Annotated in this window: 16 protein-coding genes, 6 pseudogenes and 1 riboswitch; of the genes and pseudogenes, 6 read left to right on the plus strand and 16 right to left on the minus strand. The window is 66.8% G+C overall.

Going from position 1 to position 21,182, the window contains the following annotated elements:
- Window positions 1-23: 23 nt before the first annotated feature.
- Window positions 24-594, plus strand: a pseudogene (locus AB8Z38_RS10655) (histidine phosphatase family protein).
- 6 nt (window positions 595-600) lie between these two features.
- Here the strand turns inward: AB8Z38_RS10655 and cobT are convergent.
- From cobT to cbiE, 7 genes and pseudogenes are all read right to left on the minus strand, one after another.
- Window positions 601-1,652 (minus strand): annotated as a pseudogene (cobT, locus tag AB8Z38_RS10660) (nicotinate-nucleotide--dimethylbenzimidazole phosphoribosyltransferase).
- 15 nt (window positions 1,653-1,667) lie between these two features.
- Window positions 1,668-2,417 carry a precorrin-6A synthase (deacetylating) gene (gene cobF / locus AB8Z38_RS10665; RefSeq protein WP_369726465.1) on the minus strand — a complete coding sequence of 250 codons (750 nt, stop codon included), beginning with the start codon at window positions 2,415-2,417 and terminating at the stop codon, window positions 1,668-1,670.
- Window positions 2,417-3,145, minus strand: a complete 729-nt coding sequence (gene cobA, locus AB8Z38_RS10670; protein ID WP_369724875.1) for a uroporphyrinogen-III C-methyltransferase — start codon at window positions 3,143-3,145, stop codon at window positions 2,417-2,419. The genes cobF and cobA overlap by 1 nt, the downstream gene beginning before the upstream one ends.
- Window positions 3,142-4,452 (minus strand): cobyrinate a,c-diamide synthase, encoded by a 1,311-nt coding sequence (locus tag AB8Z38_RS10675; RefSeq protein WP_369724877.1) that lies wholly within the window; start codon window positions 4,450-4,452, stop codon window positions 3,142-3,144. Before AB8Z38_RS10675 ends, cobA begins: the two co-directional genes overlap by 4 nt.
- Entirely contained in the window at window positions 4,452-5,234 is a 783-nt protein-coding gene (gene cobM / locus AB8Z38_RS10680) for a precorrin-4 C(11)-methyltransferase (RefSeq protein WP_369724879.1), read from the minus strand. Before cobM ends, AB8Z38_RS10675 begins: the two co-directional genes overlap by 1 nt.
- Window positions 5,231-5,599, minus strand: coding sequence for a cobalamin biosynthesis protein (locus AB8Z38_RS10685; RefSeq protein WP_369724881.1), 369 nt, complete (start codon window positions 5,597-5,599; stop codon window positions 5,231-5,233). The genes cobM and AB8Z38_RS10685 overlap by 4 nt, the downstream gene beginning before the upstream one ends.
- Window positions 5,596-6,777 (minus strand): precorrin-6y C5,15-methyltransferase (decarboxylating) subunit CbiE, encoded by a 1,182-nt coding sequence (gene cbiE / locus AB8Z38_RS10690; RefSeq protein WP_369724883.1) that lies wholly within the window; start codon window positions 6,775-6,777, stop codon window positions 5,596-5,598. The genes AB8Z38_RS10685 and cbiE overlap by 4 nt, the downstream gene beginning before the upstream one ends.
- Here cbiE and AB8Z38_RS10695 point away from each other — a divergent pair.
- Window positions 6,776-7,522 (plus strand): cobalt-precorrin-6A reductase, encoded by a 747-nt coding sequence (locus AB8Z38_RS10695; RefSeq protein WP_369726466.1) that lies wholly within the window; start codon window positions 6,776-6,778, stop codon window positions 7,520-7,522. The genes cbiE and AB8Z38_RS10695 overlap by 2 nt on opposite strands.
- On the opposite strand, the gene cobJ is transcribed toward AB8Z38_RS10695, so the two are convergent.
- The 7 genes and pseudogenes from cobJ to AB8Z38_RS10730 form a co-directional block, all read right to left on the minus strand.
- Window positions 7,498-8,232 carry a precorrin-3B C(17)-methyltransferase gene (cobJ, locus tag AB8Z38_RS10700; protein ID WP_369724885.1) on the minus strand — a complete coding sequence of 245 codons (735 nt, stop codon included), beginning with the start codon at window positions 8,230-8,232 and terminating at the stop codon, window positions 7,498-7,500. The genes AB8Z38_RS10695 and cobJ overlap by 25 nt on opposite strands.
- A complete protein-coding gene (locus tag AB8Z38_RS10705) occupies window positions 8,229-8,960 on the minus strand; it encodes a precorrin-2 C(20)-methyltransferase (protein ID WP_369724887.1) in 732 nt (243 codons plus the stop codon). Before AB8Z38_RS10705 ends, cobJ begins: the two co-directional genes overlap by 4 nt.
- 2 nt (window positions 8,961-8,962) lie before the next feature.
- A pseudogene (locus AB8Z38_RS10710) lies at window positions 8,963-9,591 on the minus strand (precorrin-8X methylmutase).
- Between the two features lie 114 nt (window positions 9,592-9,705).
- Window positions 9,706-10,755: pseudogene (gene cobG / locus AB8Z38_RS10715) on the minus strand (precorrin-3B synthase); the annotation flags it as partial.
- A pseudogene (gene cobN, locus AB8Z38_RS10720) lies at window positions 10,752-13,999 on the minus strand (cobaltochelatase subunit CobN). The pseudogenes cobN and cobG, both read right to left, overlap by 4 nt.
- Window positions 13,999-15,033, minus strand: a complete 1,035-nt coding sequence (gene cobW / locus AB8Z38_RS10725) for a cobalamin biosynthesis protein CobW (protein ID WP_369724888.1) — start codon at window positions 15,031-15,033, stop codon at window positions 13,999-14,001. Before cobW ends, cobN begins: the two are co-directional and overlap by 1 nt.
- Window positions 15,030-15,404 (minus strand): DUF1636 family protein, encoded by a 375-nt coding sequence (locus AB8Z38_RS10730; protein WP_369724890.1) that lies wholly within the window; start codon window positions 15,402-15,404, stop codon window positions 15,030-15,032. Before AB8Z38_RS10730 ends, cobW begins: the two co-directional genes overlap by 4 nt.
- Window positions 15,405-15,497: 93 nt before the next feature.
- Window positions 15,498-15,718: riboswitch (cobalamin riboswitch) on the minus strand.
- 40 nt (window positions 15,719-15,758) lie between these two features.
- Here AB8Z38_RS10730 and cobO point away from each other — a divergent pair.
- Window positions 15,759-16,394 carry a cob(I)yrinic acid a,c-diamide adenosyltransferase gene (gene cobO, locus AB8Z38_RS10735; protein ID WP_369724892.1) on the plus strand — a complete coding sequence of 212 codons (636 nt, stop codon included), beginning with the start codon at window positions 15,759-15,761 and terminating at the stop codon, window positions 16,392-16,394.
- A gap of 10 nt (window positions 16,395-16,404) precedes the next feature.
- A pseudogene (locus AB8Z38_RS10740) lies at window positions 16,405-17,853 on the plus strand (cobyric acid synthase).
- A 4-nt stretch (window positions 17,854-17,857) separates the two neighbouring features.
- Here AB8Z38_RS10740 and cobD read toward each other — a convergent pair.
- Together cobD and cbiB are read right to left on the minus strand one after the other, a co-directional pair.
- On the minus strand, window positions 17,858-18,823 hold the full coding sequence (gene cobD, locus AB8Z38_RS10745; RefSeq protein WP_369724894.1) for a threonine-phosphate decarboxylase CobD: 966 nt from the start codon (window positions 18,821-18,823) through the stop codon (window positions 17,858-17,860).
- An 11-nt stretch (window positions 18,824-18,834) separates the two neighbouring features.
- Window positions 18,835-19,776 carry an adenosylcobinamide-phosphate synthase CbiB gene (cbiB, locus tag AB8Z38_RS10750; RefSeq protein WP_369724896.1) on the minus strand — a complete coding sequence of 314 codons (942 nt, stop codon included), beginning with the start codon at window positions 19,774-19,776 and terminating at the stop codon, window positions 18,835-18,837.
- A 119-nt stretch (window positions 19,777-19,895) separates the two neighbouring features.
- Between cbiB and cobU the strand changes: the two genes are divergently transcribed.
- Together cobU and cobS are read left to right on the plus strand one after the other, a co-directional pair.
- On the plus strand, window positions 19,896-20,399 hold the full coding sequence (gene cobU / locus AB8Z38_RS10755; RefSeq protein WP_369724898.1) for a bifunctional adenosylcobinamide kinase/adenosylcobinamide-phosphate guanylyltransferase: 504 nt from the start codon (window positions 19,896-19,898) through the stop codon (window positions 20,397-20,399).
- Window positions 20,396-21,181, plus strand: a complete 786-nt coding sequence (cobS, locus tag AB8Z38_RS10760; protein WP_369724900.1) for an adenosylcobinamide-GDP ribazoletransferase — start codon at window positions 20,396-20,398, stop codon at window positions 21,179-21,181. Before cobU ends, cobS begins: the two co-directional genes overlap by 4 nt.
- Window position 21,182: the final 1 nt, after the last annotated feature.

Raw genomic sequence — 21,182 nt, forward strand, 5'->3', positions numbered from 1 at the left:
CAACTTTCCCAGGAGATTTTCGTATGGAGGGCGAAACCTTCCTCTGGCTGATCCGTCATGCCGTCGTCAATGGCGTCAGGGGCACCATCCACGCGCCCGACGCGCCGGCTGATCTCAGTGACCGGGCGCAGTTGGACGCGCTAGAACGGTATCTGCCGCGAGAGGCCGCGAGCTATGCGAGTCCGTCGCGACGCACGGTCGAGACGGCCCGCGCGCTGAAGCTCGATCCGGCGCTCGTGGGCGAATTCAGCGAGCAGGATTTTGGCGATTGGACCGGCCGGCGGCATGACGAACTCGCGGCCAGTGGCGGTGACAGCTATGCGCAGTTCTGGAATGATCCCGCGCATCAGCGACCGCCGAACGGTGAGCTTCGAGGATCAGGTCGCGCGGGTCCGGCTCGGTCTCGCACGGATTGGCGCCGGGCCAGCGACGCTCGTCGTGCATTCAGGCACCATTCGCGCTGCACTCTGCATCGCGCTCGATCTGGCGCCGGACGCGGCCCTGCGCTTCGTGATCGATCCGTTGTCGCTGACCCGGATCGATCGGCTCGCAACAGGCTGGCGCGTGATGTGCGTCAATCAGTGCGTGGCATGAGCCGGATCAGGCCGGACGATCCGGCACATTGGCCTGCGCGAACGTCGCCATGCCGTTGTGAAGGCTGCACGCGAGCCGCACCAGTGGCAGCGCGATGGCCGCGCCCGATCCTTCCCCGAGCCTGAGATCAAGGCTGATGAGCGGCTGAACGTTCAGCGCGCGCAGCACCAACCGATGCCCCTGCTCCGCAGACTGGTGCGACGGCAGCAGGAACGGTTGGCACGCCGGATTCAGGCGCACCGCGGCCAGCGCCGCGACGGATACGATAAAGCCGTCGATCAGCACCGGAATGCGGCGCTGCGCGGCGCGATGATCGCACCGCAGATCGCTGCGATTTCAAGACCGCCAACGGCGCAAAGAATTTTTTCGGGCGATTTGTCCGCAACGCTATGACGCGCAATCGCGGCATCGATCACCCGGGCCTTGTGCACCCGGCCGGCGGCATCGACACCGGTGCCGGTGCCGGCGATTTCTTCAGCGCTCACCCGGAGCAGGCCCGCCGCAATTGCCGCCGACGCCGTCGTGTTGCCGATGCCCATCTCGCCGAAGATCAAGAGATCTGGCTGGGTCGCGCCCGCACGGACGACCGCGCGCTGGCCGGCTTCGAAGGCAAATGCCAGCTCTGCAGGTTCGAGCGCAGCTTCCATGCTGAAGTCGCGGGTGCCGTTGCGCGGCTTGTCGGTGACAATGCCCGCCATCTCCTCCAGCGCCAGCGTGCCGGCGTCGACCACCTCGAGGCTCGATCCCAGCTCACGCGCCAGCACCGAGATCGCTGCACCGCCTGAGGCAAAATTCGCCATCATCGCGATGGTGACGGGTTGCGGATAGGCCGAGACGCCCTGCGCGACGATACCGTGATCGCCGGCGAAGATGATGATCGGCACACGCGCGGCACGGGGTTGTTCGGTTGCTTGCAGGCCCGCGAGTTCGATCGCGAGTTGCTCGAGCCGGCCGAGCGAGCCGGTCGGCTTCGTCAGTTGCGCCTGTCGCGCAATCGCCGCGTCGCGATGAACCTCGGAGATGTTTGGACAGTTTTGGTAGACCCATTCGGGGAGCATGCTGCCTCGCTTGGCCTACGGCCTGCGTTTGAGAATGTAGCTGTCCATGATCCAGCCATGCCGCTGGCGCGCGTCATGCCGCGCGGCGACGATGCGCGGGCCCGCTTCAGCAAGCGCGCCGGACATGAGGATCTGATCGGGCATGCCGAGATAGGCGCCCCACCAGATATGCAGGCCAGCCGGATCGAGCGACTCGAATGCCGTGCCGCCGTCCAACATCACCACAACGGTGTCCGTGCCCTGCGGCCAGCCGCCTTCGCGCAACCGCCGGCCGGTCGTCACCAGAAAGGGCTCGCCAATATCGTTGAGCGGCAGCGCATGCGCGGCGCACAGCGCCTGGATCGACGTGATGCCGGGCACGACCTCGATCTTCGGTGAGGGATTGAGCCGCCGCGCAATGCGCAGCGAGGAATCGTAGAGCGAGGGATCGCCCCAGATCAGCAGCGCAACCTTGCCGTCCCCGCCGAGGTGGCCGGCGATCGTCTGAGACCAGGTCGCTGCGACCGCATCATGCCAACCGTCCACGCCCTTGCGGTAATCCGCCTCGTCCGCATCGCGTAGCGGCAGGTCAAACTCCGCGATGCGCGTCTTGTCGTTCGTGAGCACATCCGCGCAGATCGTCCGCCGCAGGTCGGCGAGATCGGATTTCGCGGCCCCTTTGCGTGGAATCAGGACGAGATCGGCCGCGTTGATCGCAGCGATCGCCGCGCGCGTGAGCTGCTCGGGATCGCCGCAGCCGATGCCTATCAGCGAAAGCGTCAGCATCACGGACCGCCCTCCGCCAGCGCCCCGAACAGGATGACGGCCGCCGTCGAGGCTGCCCCGCCCCGCGCAAGCTGTTCGGCAAGCGCTGCAATGGTGGTGCGGACCAGCCCCTCGTCGGCGCGGCCGAGGGATTCGGCAAACAGTGCCGGGGTGTTTGGCGCCAGCCCATGTTCGATCAGTTTTGCGGCAAGCGCCGGAAAGGTCCGGCGGCCCATATAGACCACGGTCGTCGCCTCGGGATCGGCCAACGCAGCCCAGTTGAGGTTTTGCGGTAGCTCGCCGCTGACATCGGCGCCGGTGACGAACTGCACCCTGCGCGAGGTGTGGCGGCGGGTCAGCGGAATGCCGGCGTGCGCAGCCGCGACGCAGGCCGAGGTGACACCCGGAATGATCTCGTAGCCGATGCCGGCTTCGCGCAGCGTGTCGAGCTCCTCCTCGAGCCGGCCAAAAATGCCGGCATCGCCCGACTTCAAGCGGACCACACGGATACCGGTCGCCGCATAGTCGACCAGGAGACGATTAACATGGTGCTGCTTGGTCGAAGGAAGGCCAGCTCTTTTGCCCACCGCGACGAGGTTGGCGCCGGGCCGGGCGAGATCGAGGATCGCACCGGAGGCGAGATCGTCGTAGAGCACGACGTCGGCCTCCCGCAGCCGTGCCGCGCCCTTCAGCGTGAGCAGCTCGGGATCGCCGGGGCCGGCGGAGATGAAGGAGACAAAGCCGCTCACCGGTCCTCCGCGATCAGATGAAAGAACGTCCCAGTGGCTCGTCCCCGGCGCGAGCCGGTCTCGGCAATGACCGCACCGGTTGCGTCGTGCACGACGGCCAGCGGCGTATCGGGTTGGGCCAGGATGGTCGAATAGTGGAATTCGTGGCCGCGAAGGCGCGCGCCGGCTTGATGTCCAGGCATCGGCGCGGCGAGCGCCGCCAATCGATAGCCCAGATGCATGCGGCGTTTGGCAAAGCTCGTCTCCAGGCCGAGCAGGCCCGTCATCTCATGACGCGCGCCGTCTGCGTCGGTGAGGCCTGCGCCGAGCACCATATAACCTCCGCACTCCCCGTGCACCGGACTCGTCGCGGCGAAAGCGCGCAAGCCGCCGGCGAAGCGTGCGTTGGCGGCGAGTTGACCGGCGTGGAGCTCCGGGTAGCCGCCGGGCAGCCAGCACACATCGGCGCTCGTGTCGGGCGCTTCATCGGCAAGTGGCGAGAACGTCAAAATCTCGGCGCCGGCGGCACGCCAGCCTTCCAGCATGTGCGGATAGACGAAGGAGAACGCGGCATCGCGGGCGAGCGCGATGCGCTGGCCGGGCGGCGTCACGTGCAGGCCGTTCCCCGCAGGCCGCGGCGACCACGTGGCGGCCGATCGCAGCACGGCATCGAGGTCGACATGTTCGGCGACAAAACGCGCGGCTTCGTCGATCAGACTGCCGATCTCGGCCTGCTCCTCGGCCTGCACCAGGCCGAGGTGCCGCTTCGGCAGGCTGATCTCGGCATGGCGCGGCAGCGCGCCGAACACGGCAATGCCGACATCGGCAAGCGCACGACGCACAAGGTCCTCATGACGAGGGCTCGCGACGCGGTTGAGCACGACGCCGGCAAGACGCAGGCCGGCGCGGTAGTCGCGAAGGCCCGCGGCAATTGCCGCCGCGGTCTGCGCCTGCCCGGACGGATCGATCACCAGCAGCACCGGCCAGCCCAGCATCTCCGCAATATCGGCCGTAGCACCGTTGCCGCTGACGCCGCGTGCAGCGACTCCGTCGAACAGGCCCATGGAGCCTTCCGCAAGCACGACATCGGCATCGACAGCGCGGCTGACGAGATGTTCGATCGTCACGCGATCCATTGCCCAGCTGTCGACGTTGACGGAGGCACGCCCGGTAGCTGCGGCATGGAAGGCTGGATCGATATAGTCAGGGCCGCTCTTGAGACATTGTACCTTCAGTCCGCGATTGTGCCAGGCACGCGCGAGCGCCAAGGTCAGCGTGGTCTTGCCGACCCCTGAAGCCGGTGCGGAAATGACGAGGCCTGCCGGCATCACGACGCCTCCGGAAAACGGGGCTCGGCGCCGATGGGCCGGTAGCGGCGATCATAATCGGCCGCATAAAGCCGGCTCTCGGAAAAGTCCGCCGAGCCGAGCGTCTTGCCGACCAGGATGAGCGCCGTACGTTCGAGCTCCGCACCGACGGCGGCATCGAGCGCTGCCAGCGTCGCACGGACGACGCGCTGATCCGGCCAGCTCGCGCGCCAGACGATCGCGACCGGGCAGTCCGCGCCATAATGCGGCGTGAGTTCGGCAATGACCTTGTCGAGCAGATGGATCGACAGATGGATGGCGAGCACCGCGCCGGTGGCGGCGAAGGCGGCAAGCTTTTCGCCTTCGGGCATTGCGCTGGCGCGGCCCGGGGTCCGCGTGAGGACTACGGTCTGTGCAAGGCCCGGCAGCGTCAGCTCGGCTTCGAGTGCAGCCGCAGCGGCGGAGAAGGACGGCACGCCGGGTGTTACTGTAAAGGGAATTCCAAGCGCGCGCAGCCGACGGAGTTGCTCGCCCATCGCCGACCAGATCGAGAGATCGCCGGAATGCAGCCGCGCGACGTCCCTGCCCTCAGCATCCGCGCCGGCGATCTCCGCGATGATCTCATCGAGCGACAGCGGCGCGGTGTTGACGATCCTCGCGCCCGGCGGGCAATGCGCGAGCACGCCCTCCGGCACAAGCGAACCGGCATAGAGGCAGACCGGAGAGGTCGCGATCAGGTCGCGGCCGCGCAACGTCAGCAAGTCGGGAGCACCCGGTCCCGCGCCGATGAAATGCACCGTCATGCGCCGTCTCCTTCCGCGATGGCCGCGGTGGCGGTCCGATCCTGCGAGATCGCCCGCGTCGAAAGCAGCCGCGCGTGCGGACCAGCTGCCGCGAGCGCCGCAGCCTCGGCAACCGAGCCCGTGCCGAACGCTTCGGTGATGCGTTCTGATCGGGTCGGCGTGTCGATGCCGGCCAGGACATCGGCTAAAACCGCCTTGATGGGCACGCCGCATTCCCGCGCGAGTAATTTCAGCGCCTCGGCATCGGCCTTCTCGCTGACGGTCGCGAGAGCCGCAACGCCCGCGGGACCGCCGGCCGCCACAAGCGCTTCACGCAGCGACGCGAGCGTGGCGTCGCGCCTGAACCCGAGACCGGCGACCTTCATCGGACCGTACTCCATTGCACCACCGGCCGCGCTGCCTCCCAGGACCGATAGCGACCGAGCGGAGCGGCATGCGAAATCTCGACCCGCATCAGTTCGCCGCCATGGCGCTGATGCAATTCGCCGAGCAGCGCTTCCGTCTCCAGCGTCACGGCATGCGCAACAAGCCGCGTGCCGGACACAAGACGCGACCACACGGCGTCGAACATCGTGAGGTCGAGGCCGCCACCGATGAAGACGGCATCTGGCGCTTCCAAGTCAACGAGAGCCTCGGGTGCCTTTCCCGCGACCACATTGATCCGATGCGTCAACCCGAAGGTTGCAGCGTTGCTGCGGATGTTCGCGGCGCGATCTTCGCGCGATTCGACGGCAATCGCGGCGCCGCCGCACAGCGCCCACTCGACCGAGATCGAGCCCGCGCCGGCGCCGATGTCCCACAGCCGCTCGCCGGGGCGCGGCGCCAGCGCCGAGAGCGCAAGCGCGCGCACAGGCCGCTTGGTGATCTGACCATCATGGGCGAAGAGATCGTCCGGCAGTCCCGAGTTGCGGGGGATGCCCTGAGTTCCCCTCGCCAGCAGCGCTACCGCAACCAGTTTTTCGTCAGAATCATCAGCAAAGAGCTCGGCGCGATGCTGGTCGATGTATTCACGTGGGCCGCCAAGGGCAGCGAGCGTCCATAAGATTGAAGCGCCCCATCTTCGTTGCGTCAGCCATTTCGCAAGATCGCCGACCGCCGCTGCGTCACGCATCAGACAGATGACCCGTGCATTTTTCGCCAGATGCGGAACCAGGCGCTCGAACGGCGCGGCGTGAAGTCCAAGGCACGCGACCGATTCGAGACGCCAGCCAAGCCGCGCAGCGACGAGCGAGAAGGTCGAAGGGCCCGGATACGCGATCCATTCGTCGCCACCAAGCTTCTCGGCAAGGCTTGCGCCCACGCCATGCCAGAACGGATCGCCGGAGGCGAGCACTACCGTTGGCCTGTCGCGGCAGCTCAGCACGATTTCTGCATCGAACGGAATCGGCCACGGTCGGCCACGGCTGGTCACGCCTGCAAGCGCAAGATGACGCTCACCGCCAAAGACAGTTTCGGCGTCAACCAGCGCCTTTCGGCTTGCGTCAGACAGCCCGGCAAGGCCATCTTCGCCGATGCCGATGATCGTCAGCCAGGGATCAACCATGACGCGCGCCCTCATCCTGGGCGGAACCACTGACGCGAGCTTGCTTGCAGCAGCGGTTGCGCGCGCGGGCATCGAGGCCGTCTATTCGTATGGCGGCCGCACGCGTGTGCCCGCCGACCAGCCGCTGCCGACCCGCATCGGCGGTTTTGGCGGGGTGAACGGGCTTGCCGACTACATCCGTCACGAAGGCATCACGCACGTCATCGACGCGACGCATCCTTTCGCCGCCGAGATGAGCCGCAACGCGGTCGCGGCGTGTGCGGAAACCGGTACGCCGCTGATCGCGCTTGAGCGCGCGCCCTGGACCAGGACGCCCGGTGACAACTGGATCGAGGTCCACGACGTCAATTGCGCGGCGGCCGCACTGCCGGACCCGCCCGCCCAGGTCTTCCTCGCCATCGGCCGCCAGCACATCGCACCGTTCGCGGGCAAACCGCAGCATGCCTACACGCTGAGATTCGTCGATCCGCCAGACGCGCCTCTGCCCTTCGCGGCGGATGTGGTCGTGTCGCGCGGACCATTCACGCTTGATGGCGAACTGAAGATGATGCGTGCACGCCACATAGATTGGGTCGTGGCTCGCAATTCTGGTGGCGACGGCGCCCGCGCCAAGATCGATGCGGCCCGCACGCTCGGCCTGCCCGTGATCATCATCTCGCGACCGTCGCTGCCCGATCGGTTGCGGGTTGAGAGCGTGGCCGAGATCATGCAGTGGCTCGGTCATCGGACCTGCCTCGGCGCATAAATCCAACGTCCGACGCGGCGCGTCTGCGAGTTGCCGACGATCACCAAAGTGCGCATGTCGGCCATCTCGGGCGTCGCTTGGTTCAGCGTCACGGTTTCGATCTTCTCGTCAGGCGCGCTGACCGCACGCGCGAAAATCACGAGGCGCTCGCCGCAGCCTGCCTGTTTCAGCACCGCGAGCGCGCGCCCGAATCCTTCTGGCCGGTTCGCCGAGCGCGGATTGTACAGCGCAATGGCAAAATCGGCTTCGGCCGCGAGTCGCAGGCGCTTCTCGATCACCGCCCACGGCTTCAAATTGTCCGAGAGATTGATCGCGCAAAAATCATGACCGAGCGGCGCGCCGGCGCGCGCGGCCGCGGCCAGCATCGCAGTGACGCCCGGCAGCACCCGGATCAGCAGCTTCTGCCATTGCGGCGCCTGTTCGAGCGCCTCGAACACCGCTGAGGCCATCGCGAACACGCCGGGATCGCCGGAGGAGACGACGACAACCTGGGCGCCCTCCGCGGCAAGCCGCAAGGCTTCCCGCGCGCGCTGCAACTCCTCGCGGTTGTCGGATGGATGCAAGGTCAGCCCGGCCCGCGGCGACACGCGCGAGACATAAGGCGCATAGCCCAGAATGTCGGTCGCGGCTGCAAGCGCAGCAGAGACCTCCGGCGTCACCAGCGCGTCGCTGCCCGGCCCGAGGCCGGCGATGGTCAGCGTGCCCGTCATTCGGCGGCGTCCGGATGCCGGCCCTTGCCGTGGACCAGCACGATCGCGAAATAAGGACACTCGGCGGCATCGACCTGGGCAAGCCGCACCACGCGCTCACCGGGCATGGTGCCGCGCTCGACCAGCCAGGCATCGTCCAGGCGGCCGGCCGACCCGAGTGCACGGCGCACCTTCTGCAGGTTGCGGCCGGTCTTCATGATGACCAGCGCATCGGAGTCGCGCATGCGGCGTTCGAGCTCATCCTCGGTCAGCGTGCCCATCAGCACGGTCGTCACGTCGTCGCCGAGCGCGATCGGCTGTCCCACCCCATTCCAGCAGCCGACCATGCCGGGAATGCCCGCGATCACCTCGATCTCGACGCGGCTTTGCAGGCGCGTGTGCAGATGCATGAAGGAGCCGTAAAAGTAAGGATCGCCCTCGCAGAGCACGATGACGTCGACCGCGCGCGCCAGCCGCGCCAGCCGCTCGGCCCATTCGTCATAGAAGCCGCCGAGCAACTGGACATATTCCGGGCTGTCGAATGCGATCTCGGTCGTGACCGGATATTCCATCGGGTATTCGGTGACATCTGCTGCAAGCATGCCGTCGACAATCCGGCGTGCCTGACCGGGCCGGCCCTTCTTGCGGAAAAAAGCGACATGCCCTGCGCCGCGCACGATGCGATCGGCGCGCACGCTCATCATATCAGGATCGCCGGGGCCGAGACCGCAACAGATGATGCGTCCCATCGCTATTCGCTCCGGCTCGCCAACGCATTCACGGCGGCAACGGTGATCGCGGAACCGCCGAGGCGGCCCGCGACGGTCAGTGCCGGCACCGGCGGATCGGCCATCAGCGCAGCCTTGGATTCGGCAGCACCGACAAAACCCACGGGGCAGCCGATGATCGCGGCCGGGCGCGGGCAGTCACGGTCCTCCAGCATGTTCAGAAGATGAAACAGCGCGGTCGGCGCATTGCCGATCGCGACGATCGCACCATCAAGATGCGGCCGCCATAACTCAAGCGCGGCAGCCGAGCGCGTGGTGCGCATGGATTCGGCGAGCGCGGGAACGGTTTCGTCGCCGAGCGTGCAGATCACGGCGTTGGCCGCGGGAGTCGCGCGCGCGTAATTCCCTCCGAGACCATGCGCGCGTCACACAGGATCGGCACACCCTTCTGCAAGGCGGCGCGCGCTGCGGTCGCCATCCCCGGCGTGAAGCGGATATGCGCCTCCAGTCCGACCATGCCGGCGGCGTGGATCATTCGGACCACGACCTGCTCCTCGTCCGGCCCAAAGCGCGCAAGATCGGCCTCGGCACGGATAGTGGCAAAGGACTGGCGATAAATCGCCTCGCCGTCGGTCTCATAGAGATGAGGCATCAGTGCCCCTCCCATCAGGATGGAGGGATCGCGGACGATATCGTCGCGATTCAACCCGCGCAGGATGGGCGCATCGCGCGTGGACCCACCGCGCACCAGATCGAATCCAGCGCGGGTCGCAACCAAGGTAATCGCGGCCGCACCGGAATGGGCGCAGCCCTTGGCGCAGCCGGAGACATGAAGCCGTGACGCCGCACCTATGTTCGGAGCGAGGGCCGCGGCAAGGCCGCGCGTATCGGCATGTGCCTCGCGACAGCGTGGCGCACCGCTACAGGCGATGACACGCAGCGCAGGATCGCAGGCCTCGGTGATCAGGCCGGTCGCATTCGGCATCACGCGCGTGCTTTCGCTCAAAACCATCCGCCATGGCGTCATACGCAGCGCATGTCCGCAGGCGGCGAGCTGCTCGAGCGTTTCATGTGACAATTGTCCGAAGGCCACACCAAGCATCGCACCCTGCGGATAGAGCCCGGGACGCGCAGCCGCCATGATCGGCGCCGGCGCGCTCTCACCGCGCAAGCTTTCGGGCAACACGGCGCCGGCGGCGAGATGCGCCGCCATGCGCCTTCGTCCGTCGCTCGCTCCGCCGGAGCGGACGAACCAATCTGCGAGCGCGAGCGCAGTGCTCACGGCCTGTCCACGCGGAACGGGGCGGCCGTGTTTCGCACCATCGGCCCTTATCAAAAGTCCGCCGGTCTGGTCACGCTCGATCCGCACGTCTGCGGAATCGCCGGCAAGAACGCGCGAGCTCCCGTCATCGATGGCGAAGCCGAATTTGGTCGGCAGGTCGAGCGCGCTATCGGAAAGCGCCTCCTCGAGCTCGGCGGCGAGCGATTGGGTTTCGTCACCGGTGCGCCAGAATGGCGTCACCAGAATGTTGCGACGGGATTCTGTGTCAGGATCCGGATCAAGCAACGCCAGTTCGGCAAGGCCGTCCAGCAGCAGCCCATGGCTGATCTCGCTGACGCCCCTGATCTGGAGATTGGCGCGGCTGGTCACGTCGATCAGGCCGTTGCCGTGGCGCTCAGCGAGATGCGCAAGTCCGGTGATCTGCGCCGCATCCAGCCGTCCGCCGAACGGGCGCACGCGGACGACAAGCCCGTCGCCCGATTGCATCGGTCGCAGCGCGCCGGGACACCAGCCCTTGACCGCGACGCCACTCATGAGGCCTCCCGCAGCGCCGCCGCGATCGAATTGCGGCGCGTTCGCCAGAGCGAGGCTTCGTGCAGGCGCGTGAAGCACGTCTCGATAGCAGCGAGCGCCGCTGGATTCTCGCGCGCCATGAAGGCGCGGACGTCGTCATGGCCGAGCGTCGCATCGAAGTAGAGATCGAACAGATGCGGCGGCACGGCGCCGGCTAGATGCGCGAAGGCTGCCATATGCTCAAGCGTCGCAGTAATCTCGGCGGCGCCGCGAAAACCGTGGCGCATCATGCCGGTGATCCACGCGGGGTTGGCAGCGCGCGCGCGGACCACGCGGGAGATTTCCTCGGTCAGCGTGCGGGCATGCGGCTGCTCCGGCCTGGTCGTATCGAGATGATAAAGCGATGGCACGCCCTCGCCGAGCCTTGCGGCAGCGGCAGCAATACCCGCTTCATGCGCCGCGTAATCGGCCGCGAGCAGCAGATCTGTTTCCGGCAAGTCCTGGACGTGGACGAAGGCGTCGGCAGATGCGAGCCGCGCCTCGATGCCGGCACGATCCGGCTTGATCTCGCCATCGGCCGAGAACGCCCAGGACGACGCCGACAGCCAGGCCTCACCGGCCGCGTCGCGTGTCTCGGCCGTGAAAGCATCCGAGATCGCCGAAAGGCCAACGCCATATTGCCCCGGACGCGGCGCGAACACGCGCGATACGCGATGGCGGTACGGATTTTCATCGCCCTCCTCATCGCGCGCCGCAAGCGCCTCAGCCGCCGCCTCGAACAATTGCGCGAGACCGGAGAAGACGTCGCGGAACAGACCCGAGACGCGCAGCGTGACGTCAATGCGGGGACGGCCGAGTTCGGCCGGCACGATGATGTCGTAGCCTGTGACTCGACCGAAGGCATGATCCCAGCGCGGCGCGAGGCCGGCCAGATGCAGCGCCATCGCAAACTCTTCGCCGGCCGTACGCATTGTCGCCGAGCCCCAGAGATCGACGACGAGGCCTTTCGGCCAGTCGCCGTGATCCTGCAGATGACGACGCAGCAACTCTTCCGCGAGCTTGATTCCCTGCGCCTGCGCCGACGGCGTCGGCACCGCGCGCGGGTCGACGGCAAAGAGATTGCGCCCGGTGGGCAGCACGTCCAGGCGCCCCCGGTAAGGAGAGCCTGACGGCCCGGGCACGATCCGTTTGCCCGCGAGCGCAGCAAGCAGAGCATCCCGCTCGGGCTCTCCGCAGATACCTCGGCCGAACACATGCAGGCCATCGCCGAACTGGCTTTCCTTGAGGTCGCAGACGAAGCGATCGATCCGCGGGATCGCTTCGGCCGGCGCAGCCGAGGCATTGAGGCCGAGATCGTCTTCGAGGCCTGCCGCGCGCGCCTCGTCGCGGATCGCGGCGATCAGGCGCTGGCGTCGGGCGGGATCAAGACCATCAGCGGTCGAATATTCGTCGAGGAGCTGTTCGAGCCGGCGCAAGCCTTCAGGGACCGCGGATGCTGCGAGCGGCGGCGGCAGGTGACCGATCGTGACGGCAGCGATCCGCCGCTTGGCCTGCGCGGCCTCGCCGGGATCGTTGACGATGAAAGGATAGATGATCGGCAGATCGCCGGCCAGGGCTTCCGGCCAGCAGCTCGGTGACAGCGCAACGGATTTACCCGGCAGCCATTCCAGCGTGCCGTGCGCGCCCATGTGCACGACAGCGTCAATCGCCTGCGCGCGGAGCCACAGATGGAACGCGACATAGGCATGGCGCGGCGTGCGGGCGAGATCGTGATAATCGGCGGCGCGCGTAGTCCCCTCGCCGCGCTCGGGCTGAACCGCGATGATCGATCGGCCGCATTGGATCGCGGCGAATTGGAATGCGCCGTTGCGGCAACTCGGATCGCTCTCTGGCGCCCCCAGGCTTGCGCGAGGCCCTCCTGCAAAGCTGGCGGAAGGCGCGAGAGCGCCACGCGATAATCGGCGATGCTCCAGGCCAGGTGCTGCCTCGGCAAGCTCTCGCCGAGCGCGCGGACCGGCTCGACGTCGAAGCCGGCCTCGCCGAGATCGGACACAAAGGCCTCGACCGACGCGAGCGCATCGAGCCCAACCGCATGCGCGATCTGGTGCGGGCGACCCGGATAGTTCGAGAGCACGATCGCCAGCCGCTTCTCGCTGGCCGGCTTCTCCGCGAGCAGCCGCCACGCCGCAACGCGCGCGGCGACAGCAGTCACGCGCTCCGCATCGGGCCTGTGCGCGAGATGTGAAAACTGCAAATCGGGATCACGATCCGCCGCTGACTTGAAACTCACAACACCCGCGAACAGGCGGCCGTCAATCTCGGGCAGCACCACATGCATGGCGAGGTCGCCGGGCGACAGGCCGCGCAGCGACGCCGCCCAGTCCTCGCGCCGCGCCGTGGAGAGCGCGACCTGGAACACGGGGCACGGTGCGGCATCGAATGGCGTCGTGCCATCGTCGCCCATGGCCGAGAACGCCGTCGCATTGACGATCGCGGCCGGCGGATTTTGCGCGAGGTAAGCCCGCAGCCAATCCGCGACGCCCACAGCCTTCAGCGAGGTGACGAACACACCATAGGCGTGAAACCCCTTCTCGCGCAGCGCCGCGATCAGGGCGTCGACAGGGCCGGTGTCCGCGGCGGCGAGATAGGACCGATAGAAGGTCACCAGCGCGCGTGGCCTGCCGTCGCCGTCTGACGGCGCGACAATCACACCACGCGCGGGATCGTAAAAGCCCATCTCGGGCACGGTCATCTCGCCGACGACCGGACCGGCGTAGAGGCCCGAGGCGAGCGCGAGCTGCGCGATCGCGGCTTGCGCTGCGACCGGGCCGCCGGTGTCGCAGAGCACCATCAGCCGCCGCAGCGTCGAGACCGGCAAGGTCGAGTACGCATCCAGCCGCGTATCGTCACGGCCATCGGCCGGCAGCACCGCCAGCGCGATGTTGCGATCCTTCGCCAGCTGATGCAGAGCGGCAAGGCCATAGGCCCAATAGGACTCCCCGCCGATCAGGCGCACCAGGATGCCCCGCGCCTGCGACAGCGTGCGCTCAACATAGGTGTCGACCGAGAGCGGGTGACGAAGCTCCGCGAGATTGGCCAGCCGAAGCGACGGCAGGCTGTCGCGGCCGCGTCGCCAGCCAGCCGCAAACGCCGCAAGATCGGAATCCGAGAACGAGAGCACCACGAGACCGGCCGGGTCCTGGCCGATGTCTCTTGGCGTTGCGGTCTCCTCGAGACCGCGGCTCTCGCGGAAGACGACGTGCATCAGATATTAAGTCCCGCTCTAATCGCGACTTCGTCAATATCGCCGTGCTCGCCGATCACGACGAGTTTTGACTGCCTGATACCCGCGCCCCACGGCTTGTCGAATTGGTGGCGCACGCGTTCGCCGACTGCTTGCAGCAGCAGGCGCATCGGCTTGCCCGCGACCGCGATATAGCCCTTGGCGCGCAGCACGTTCTGCTCACGCGCGAGACGCTGGACCGAAGCGACCAGCGCATCGATATCCCTCACCTCCGGAAGATCGATCACGACGGAAGCAAAATCGTCGTGCTCGTGCTCTTCCTCTCCGTCATGATGCGAGGGGCGTGCGGCGAGATCATTCTCGGCCGCAGCGCCGAGACCGAGGATGACGCGCGCGTCGATCGCGCCATCGGTGACTGGCAGCATCGGCACGCGGCGCGACATCTCGGCGGTGATCGCGGCCTTGGCGACTTCGAGCCCTGCGGCGCCGGCAAGATCCGCCTTGGTCAGCAGCACGATGTCCGCGCAGGCGATCTGGTCCTCGAACACTTCCGACAGCGGCGTCTCGTGGTCAAGACTTCCGTCGGCCGCGCGCTGCGCTTCGACCGCAATCGGATCCGGCGCGAAACGGCCGGCGGCAACGGCTTCGGCATCGGCGAGCGCGATCACGCCGTCGACCGTGATGCGCGAGCGGATCTCCGGCCAGTCGAACGCCTTGAGCAGCGGCTTCGGCAACGCAAGCCCGGACGTCTCGATCAGAATGTGATCGGGCCTGACCGGCCGCGCCAGCAACTTCTCCATGGTCGGTATGAAATCGTCAGCCACGGTGCAGCAGATGCAGCCATTGGCGAGCTCGATGATGTTTTCTTCCGGACAATTGGCATCGGCGCAAGATTTAAGGATGTCGCCGTCGACGCCTTGGCTGCCGAACTCGTTGACGAGCACGGCGAGCTTCTTGCCGATGGGGTTTGCGAGGAGATGCTGGATCAGCGTCGTCTTGCCGGAGCCGAGAAAGCCCGTGACCACCGTGACCGGAACTTTTGCGAGCGTCATCATTCTGCGGCCTCGGGCACGATCACGATGGGGGGAATGCGGGCAAGCGATTGCTTGCGGAAGATCTCGGGACGACTGCGCCAGGGCACGATACCGTCGGGCGCCCCGGCATAGGCTGCGGCACCTGCGATCACATCGCCTGCATGCACCTCCGACAGGCGCCCATAGACGTAGGACCAGCGGCCCGGCGCGCTGAGCGCGACGGAACAACCTTGGCTGCAGGCCGACAGGCATTCGACGGGAACCACATTGACGCCGTCCGGGACACCGGCATCAAGGATCGCACCGTGCAGCCGCTTGCCCGGGGTAGCTTCGCCCTCTGCGGGCGTCTCGCCGGCGCGGCAGGTGATGCAGACGTGAAGTGTGACAGTCATCGCCTCTTCCAGAATAAACAGCGGGAGGCGAAGAGGCGCGCGAAGCATTCTTGCGAAGGCTCGCTTCCCCGTCGCGGAACACCCCGTCCGCCGGTCCAAAACTTCCACGCTGGCAGGTCTCCCGGCTTGCGGAGCAGGGCTTTGCCCTTCGATCCCCCGCCTTCCCGATCCCCAGGGGATCAGTGGCTTCGGGCATCTCTCCGGTCACGGTCGCGGGGGCGGCTGCATTTTGGACCCAAATCTCGCCGATTCGGACCCTATCGCATTCCCTCTTCGCCTGTCGTAGGACAGGAACCAACGCTGGCCCACCATTTGCCCCCGGCCGCCTCTTGTCAAGCCGAAGGACCCCGTCAGATGACGACTGAACCGGATAGCCAAACGGCCGCAGAAGCCGATGCCCGCCACGCGACGAAAATGGCGAAGATCAAGGTCGCCCGCGACAAGATCATGGCGTCCAAGAGCGGCGAAAAGGGCCTGATCATCGTCCACACAGGCGCCGGCAAGGGCAAGTCCTCCTCAGCCTTCGGCATGATCGTACGCTGTGTTGCCCACGGCTTCCCTTGCGCGGTCGTGCAGTTCATCAAGGGCGCCTGGGACACCGGCGAGCGGCGCCTGCTCACCGGCCATTTCGGCGACCTGTGCCAGTTCCACGCCATGGGCGAAGGTTTTACCTGGGAGACGCAGGACCGCGCCCGCGACATCGCCGCCGCACGCGCCGGCTGGGAGAAGGCCAAGGAGCTGATCTGCGATCCCAGCTTGCGCATGGTCGTGCTCGACGAGATCAACATCGCGCTGCGCTATGACTATCTCGACATCGCAGAGGTCGTCAATTTCCTTAAGACGCAAAAGCCGCCGATGACGCATGTCGTGCTGACCGGTCGCAACGCCAAGGACGAACTGATCGAGATCGCCGATCTCGTCACCGAGATGACGCTGGTCAAACATCCGTTCCGGTCCGGCATCAAGGCGCAACCCGGCGTCGAGTTCTGAAGCACACACGATGGCGCGCGCATTGATGATCCAGGAGCCGGCTCGGACGTGGGCAAATCGCTTATCGTCGCCGGCCTCGCGCGCGCCTTCACGCGGCGCGGCCTGCGCGTGCTGCCGTTCAAGCCGCAGAACATGTCGAACAACGCAGCCGTCACCGTCGACGGCGGCGAGATCGGACGCGCACAAGCACTGCAAGCACTCGCAGCCGGCGCCGAGCCGCACACCGACATGAACCCGGTGCTGCTGAAACCCGAGACCGATATCGGCGCTCAGGTGATCGTGCATGGAAAACGCGTCGCGACTGCGCGCGCGCGCGAATATGCGGCGATGAAGCCGCAGCTGATGGGCGCGGTGCTGGAGAGTTTTGAACGCCTCAAGGCGCGTGCCGATCTCGTGCTGGTGGAAGGCGCCGGCAGCCCGGCCGAAGTGAATCTGCGCAAGGCCGACATCGCCAATATGGGTTTCGCGCGCAAGGCCGACGTGCCGGTCGTGCTGATCGGCGACATCGACCGCGGCGGCGTCATTGCCCAGCTTGTCGGTATCAAGACGGTGATCGATCCGGACGATGCAGCCATGATCCAGGGTTTTGTCATCAACAAGTTCCGCGGCGATCCCACGCTGTTCGACGACGGCTACCGGCTCATCGAAGCGAAAACATCCTGGCGCGGCTTTGGCGTGCTGCCGTGGTTCGGCCGTGCCGGCGAGCTGCCAGCCGAAGACGCGCAGGGCCTGGAGTGACGCGCGAAAGCCGGGACAATGCAAGGTCGCCTGCCTCGCGCTGTCGCGGATCGCCAATTTCGATGATCTTGATCCGCTCAAGCTCGAGCCTGGTGTCGATCTCGTCATGGTGCGTCCGGGCGAAGCGATCCCCGGCGACGTCAGGCTCGTCATCATCCCGGGCTCGAAATCCACCCGCGGCGATCTCGCCTTCCTGCGCGCGCAGGGCTGGGACATCGATCTCCTCGCGCATCACCGCAGAGGCGGCCATGTGCTCGGTCTCTGTGGTGGCTACCAGATGCTCGGGCGCAGCGTCGCCGACCCCGGCGGCATCGAAGGTCCTGCAGGCGACACGCCGGGCCTCGGGCTTCTGGACGTCGCGACGGTGATGAGCGCGCAGAAGACACTGACGCGTGTTGCGGCCTTGCACGCCGCCACGGCTCAACCGATTCAGGCCTACGAAATCCACATCGGCCGCACTGACGGGCCGGATCGCGCCCGCCCGTTCGCGAAAGTCGACGGCGAGCCGGAAGGCGCGATCTCATGCGATGGGCGCGTGCAGGGCAGCTATCTGCACGGCCTGTTCACATCCGACGATTTCCGCAAGGCGTATCTCGCAAGGCTCGACATTCCCGCGGGCGACGAGCCCTACCACGCCAGGATCGAGAGCGCGCTCGATGCGCTTGCCGATCACATCGAAACGCACCTGGATGTCGAAGGCCTGCTCGCGCTCGCGCGTTGAGTGCTTAACGTGAAAGCGCCTCGCCGAGACGCGTCCATTCCGTCTCGCTGCCGGGAAGTCCAAGGCGCAACCATCTCGGCCGCTGCGTGAAGACGCGGGGCCAAATCCGGGCGGTCGCCAATTTTTCCTGCATGGCGAGCGCGTCGGGCATCTCATAGAGACGAAACAATGGCGTGCCGCCGACGAGCCTCCAGGTTTGCGATTGCACCATGGCATCGAGCCTGTCGCTATCCGCTGCAAGCCGCGCTGACGTTGCCTCGGCCCAAGCATCGTCAGCCAAGGCGCGGCAGCCGATCGCGATCGCCGCTCCAGAGACCGGCCAAGGGCCGATCGCCGTGGCGAGATTGGCGATGTCGGACGCGTCGCCAAGCGCGAAGCCGAGACGCAGGCCCGCAAGCCCGTAAAACTTTCCGAATGAGCGCAGGATCAGCAGCCCGGGCCGCCCCGCTTCCGAAGCGAGCGACCCATGCGGAACCGCGTCGGCAAAGCTTTCGTCGATCACGAGTCTTCGCACGCGCGGCAGCAGCGCGAGCAGATCGGCTGGTTTATAACACCGACCATCGGGATTGTTGGGATTGACGACGATGGCGAGGTCCGCACCTGCCAGCGCATCGAGCTCGCCGACCTCTGCGACATTCCAGCCGGCAGCCGATAGCACCGCGGCATATTCATTGTAAGTCGGCGCGAGGATGCGCGCCCGGCCGGGCGGCGCAAGTTGCGGCAACCGTTGAATGGCGGTCTGCGCGCCGCCCATCGCGACAACCGGCGCGCTCGTGTTATAGGCGTGCTGCGCGGCCCGATGCAGGGCCTCGATATCGGACCTCGAAGGCAGCAGGCTCCACGCGCGCATGCTCACTTCGCCGACTGGATATGGCAGCCGGTTGATCCCGGTCGACAGATCAATCCAGTCCTCCGCGCGGCCGCCAAAACGCCGCTGGGCCTGATCCAGATTTCCACCGTGCTCGCGCATGCGATGTTCTTTCACGCGAAAGCCAGGATCGCAAGCACGCCGGCCAGCAACACCATGGCGCGGCGGTAGATCGTCAGCCCGTGAACGATGTCCGCGGCGAGCGGATCGCGTGCGGCTTCGTTCAGCCACGGCTCGCTCGTGATACTGCCATGATAGATCCGAGGACCGCTGAGCCGCACGCCGAGCGCGCCGGCCATGGCCGCTTCCGGCCAGCCGGCATTGGGGGATCGATGACGACGCGCATCGCGCGTCATGCACGACAACGCTTTGGATCGCCGCGGCGCCAGCAGCACGAACAGAAATCCGGTCAGCCGCGCCGGAATGAAGTTGGCGACATCGTCGATCCGTGCAGCAGCCCAACCGAACGCCTCGTGGCGTTCAGTGCGATGGCCAATCATGGAGTCCAGCGTGTTGATCGCCTTGTAGCCGAGGATGCCGGGCAGGCCGAACAGCGCACCCCAGAGCACCGGCGCCACGATGCCGTCCGAGGCGTTTTCCGCCAGGCTCTCGATCGCCGCGCGCGCGATACCGGCTTGGTCGAGCGCGGCCGGATCGCGGCCGACGATGCGCGAGACAGCCTCTCGCGCAGCGGCGATATCACCGGCCAGCAAGGGTATTGCGACCGCTGCGACATGATCGTGCAACGAGCGCAAAGCGACCAGCGGCCAGGCGAGCATGCCCACCAGCACGAGCCGCATCCAGCCCGAGATCAGCAACGATTGAAGCGCCCAGCCGAGCGCGGCGGCGAGTGCAATCACGGCAAGTGCTCCGGCGGTACCGGCGGCACGGCGAAGCGCAGGCGGATCGGAGGACCTATTCCAGGCGGAATCGACGGCCGCAATCAGCCGCCCGAGCCAGGTCACGGGATGGCCGATCCGCGCGAACAGCCATGACGGCCAGCCCAGAAGGGCATCCACCGCCATCGCCACCGCCATCGCACCCGCAAAACCCACATGCGCCTCCCGTCCCGCCCCTGTTGCGCAAACCACGGTCCGGGCGCAAGCCCCGGCCTACGGATTTCGGCTTTGTCTTTGGCCGCGTTTGGTGATTAGTGCTGGCCGCAGGAGACCCTATGGCCGTCATTTTGATCACGGGCGGAGCACGATCGGGCAAGAGCAAGCGCGCGGAAAGCCGCGCACGCGCTTTTCCCGGCCAGCCGGTTTATGTCGCGACGGCCGAGACGCTCGATGCCGAAATGGAAGCGCGCATCGCAACCCATCGGCGGCGACGTGGAACCGACTGGATCGAGCGCGAGGTGCCGCTCGATCTCGTCGCCACGCTGGTCGCAACCGACGGCAGCGGCGCAAGGCTGGTCGATTGCCTGACGCTGTGGCTCTCCAATCTGATGCACGCGGAACGCGACTGGTCCCACGAAGTGACGGAGCTCGCCGCTACCCTGCCCCGCCTCAAGAGCCCCGTCGTTCTCGTCACCAACGAGGTTGGCCTCGGCATCGTCCCCGACAATGCGCTGGCGCGCAGCTTTCGCGATGCTGCCGGGATCATGAACCAGACCGTTGCAGCTGTTGCCGACGAGGTCGAGTTCGTTGTCGCCGGCCTGCCGATGAAGCTGAAATGATGCCGCGCGCCGAAGTTCTCAAAGACATCATCACCGATCTCAGGATCGCGACAACATTCGTTGCGATTTTTCCGGTCAGATCGTCGAAGTCCGCTGCTGATGGTGCGATTGCACGCGCGACCTGGGCGCTGCCCGTCGCCGGATTGTTGGTGGGGTTGGCTGGCGCTGCGGCCTACGCAATCGCGAGCAAGCTGGGATTGACGTCCGGCCCCGCCGCCCTGCTCGCGTTGGCCACGACGACGCTCATCACCGGCGCGTTGCATGAGGACGGACTTGCCGATGCCGCCGATGGGCTTGGCGGCGGACGGACGCGCGAGCGCAAGCTCGATATCATGCGCGACAGCCGGATCGGCAGCTATGGCGCCTGCGCGCTGGTTCTGTCGTTTGGCCTGCGCTGGAGCGCGCTCGCGGCGATCGCCAATCCGTGGTTGGTGACGCTGGCGCTCGCATCCGCGCATGCCGGGGCGCGTGCGGGCGTTCCGGCCTTCATGTCGCTGGTGCCGCCGGCGCGGCTTGACGGGCTCTCCGCAAGCGCCGGAGCGCCACCGGGCCGCAGCGTCGCCATCGCGTTCGGCATCGGAACGCTCTGTCTTGCAATTGCGCTTGGGCCAGGCAAGGCGCTGGCCAGCCTCGTCCTGCTCTCGCTCGCTGGACTGATCCTCGCGCGGCTTGCCATCCGCCAGATCGGCGGGCAAACCGGCGACATCCTCGGCGCTTTCGAGCAGACCGGCGAGATCCTGATCCTGCTGGTCGCCGCAGCCAGCCTTCACGCGGGAGGATGAG

Origin of the sequence: Bradyrhizobium sp. LLZ17 (assembly GCF_041200145.1) — a bacterium.
GTDB lineage: Bacteria > Pseudomonadota > Alphaproteobacteria > Rhizobiales > Xanthobacteraceae > Bradyrhizobium.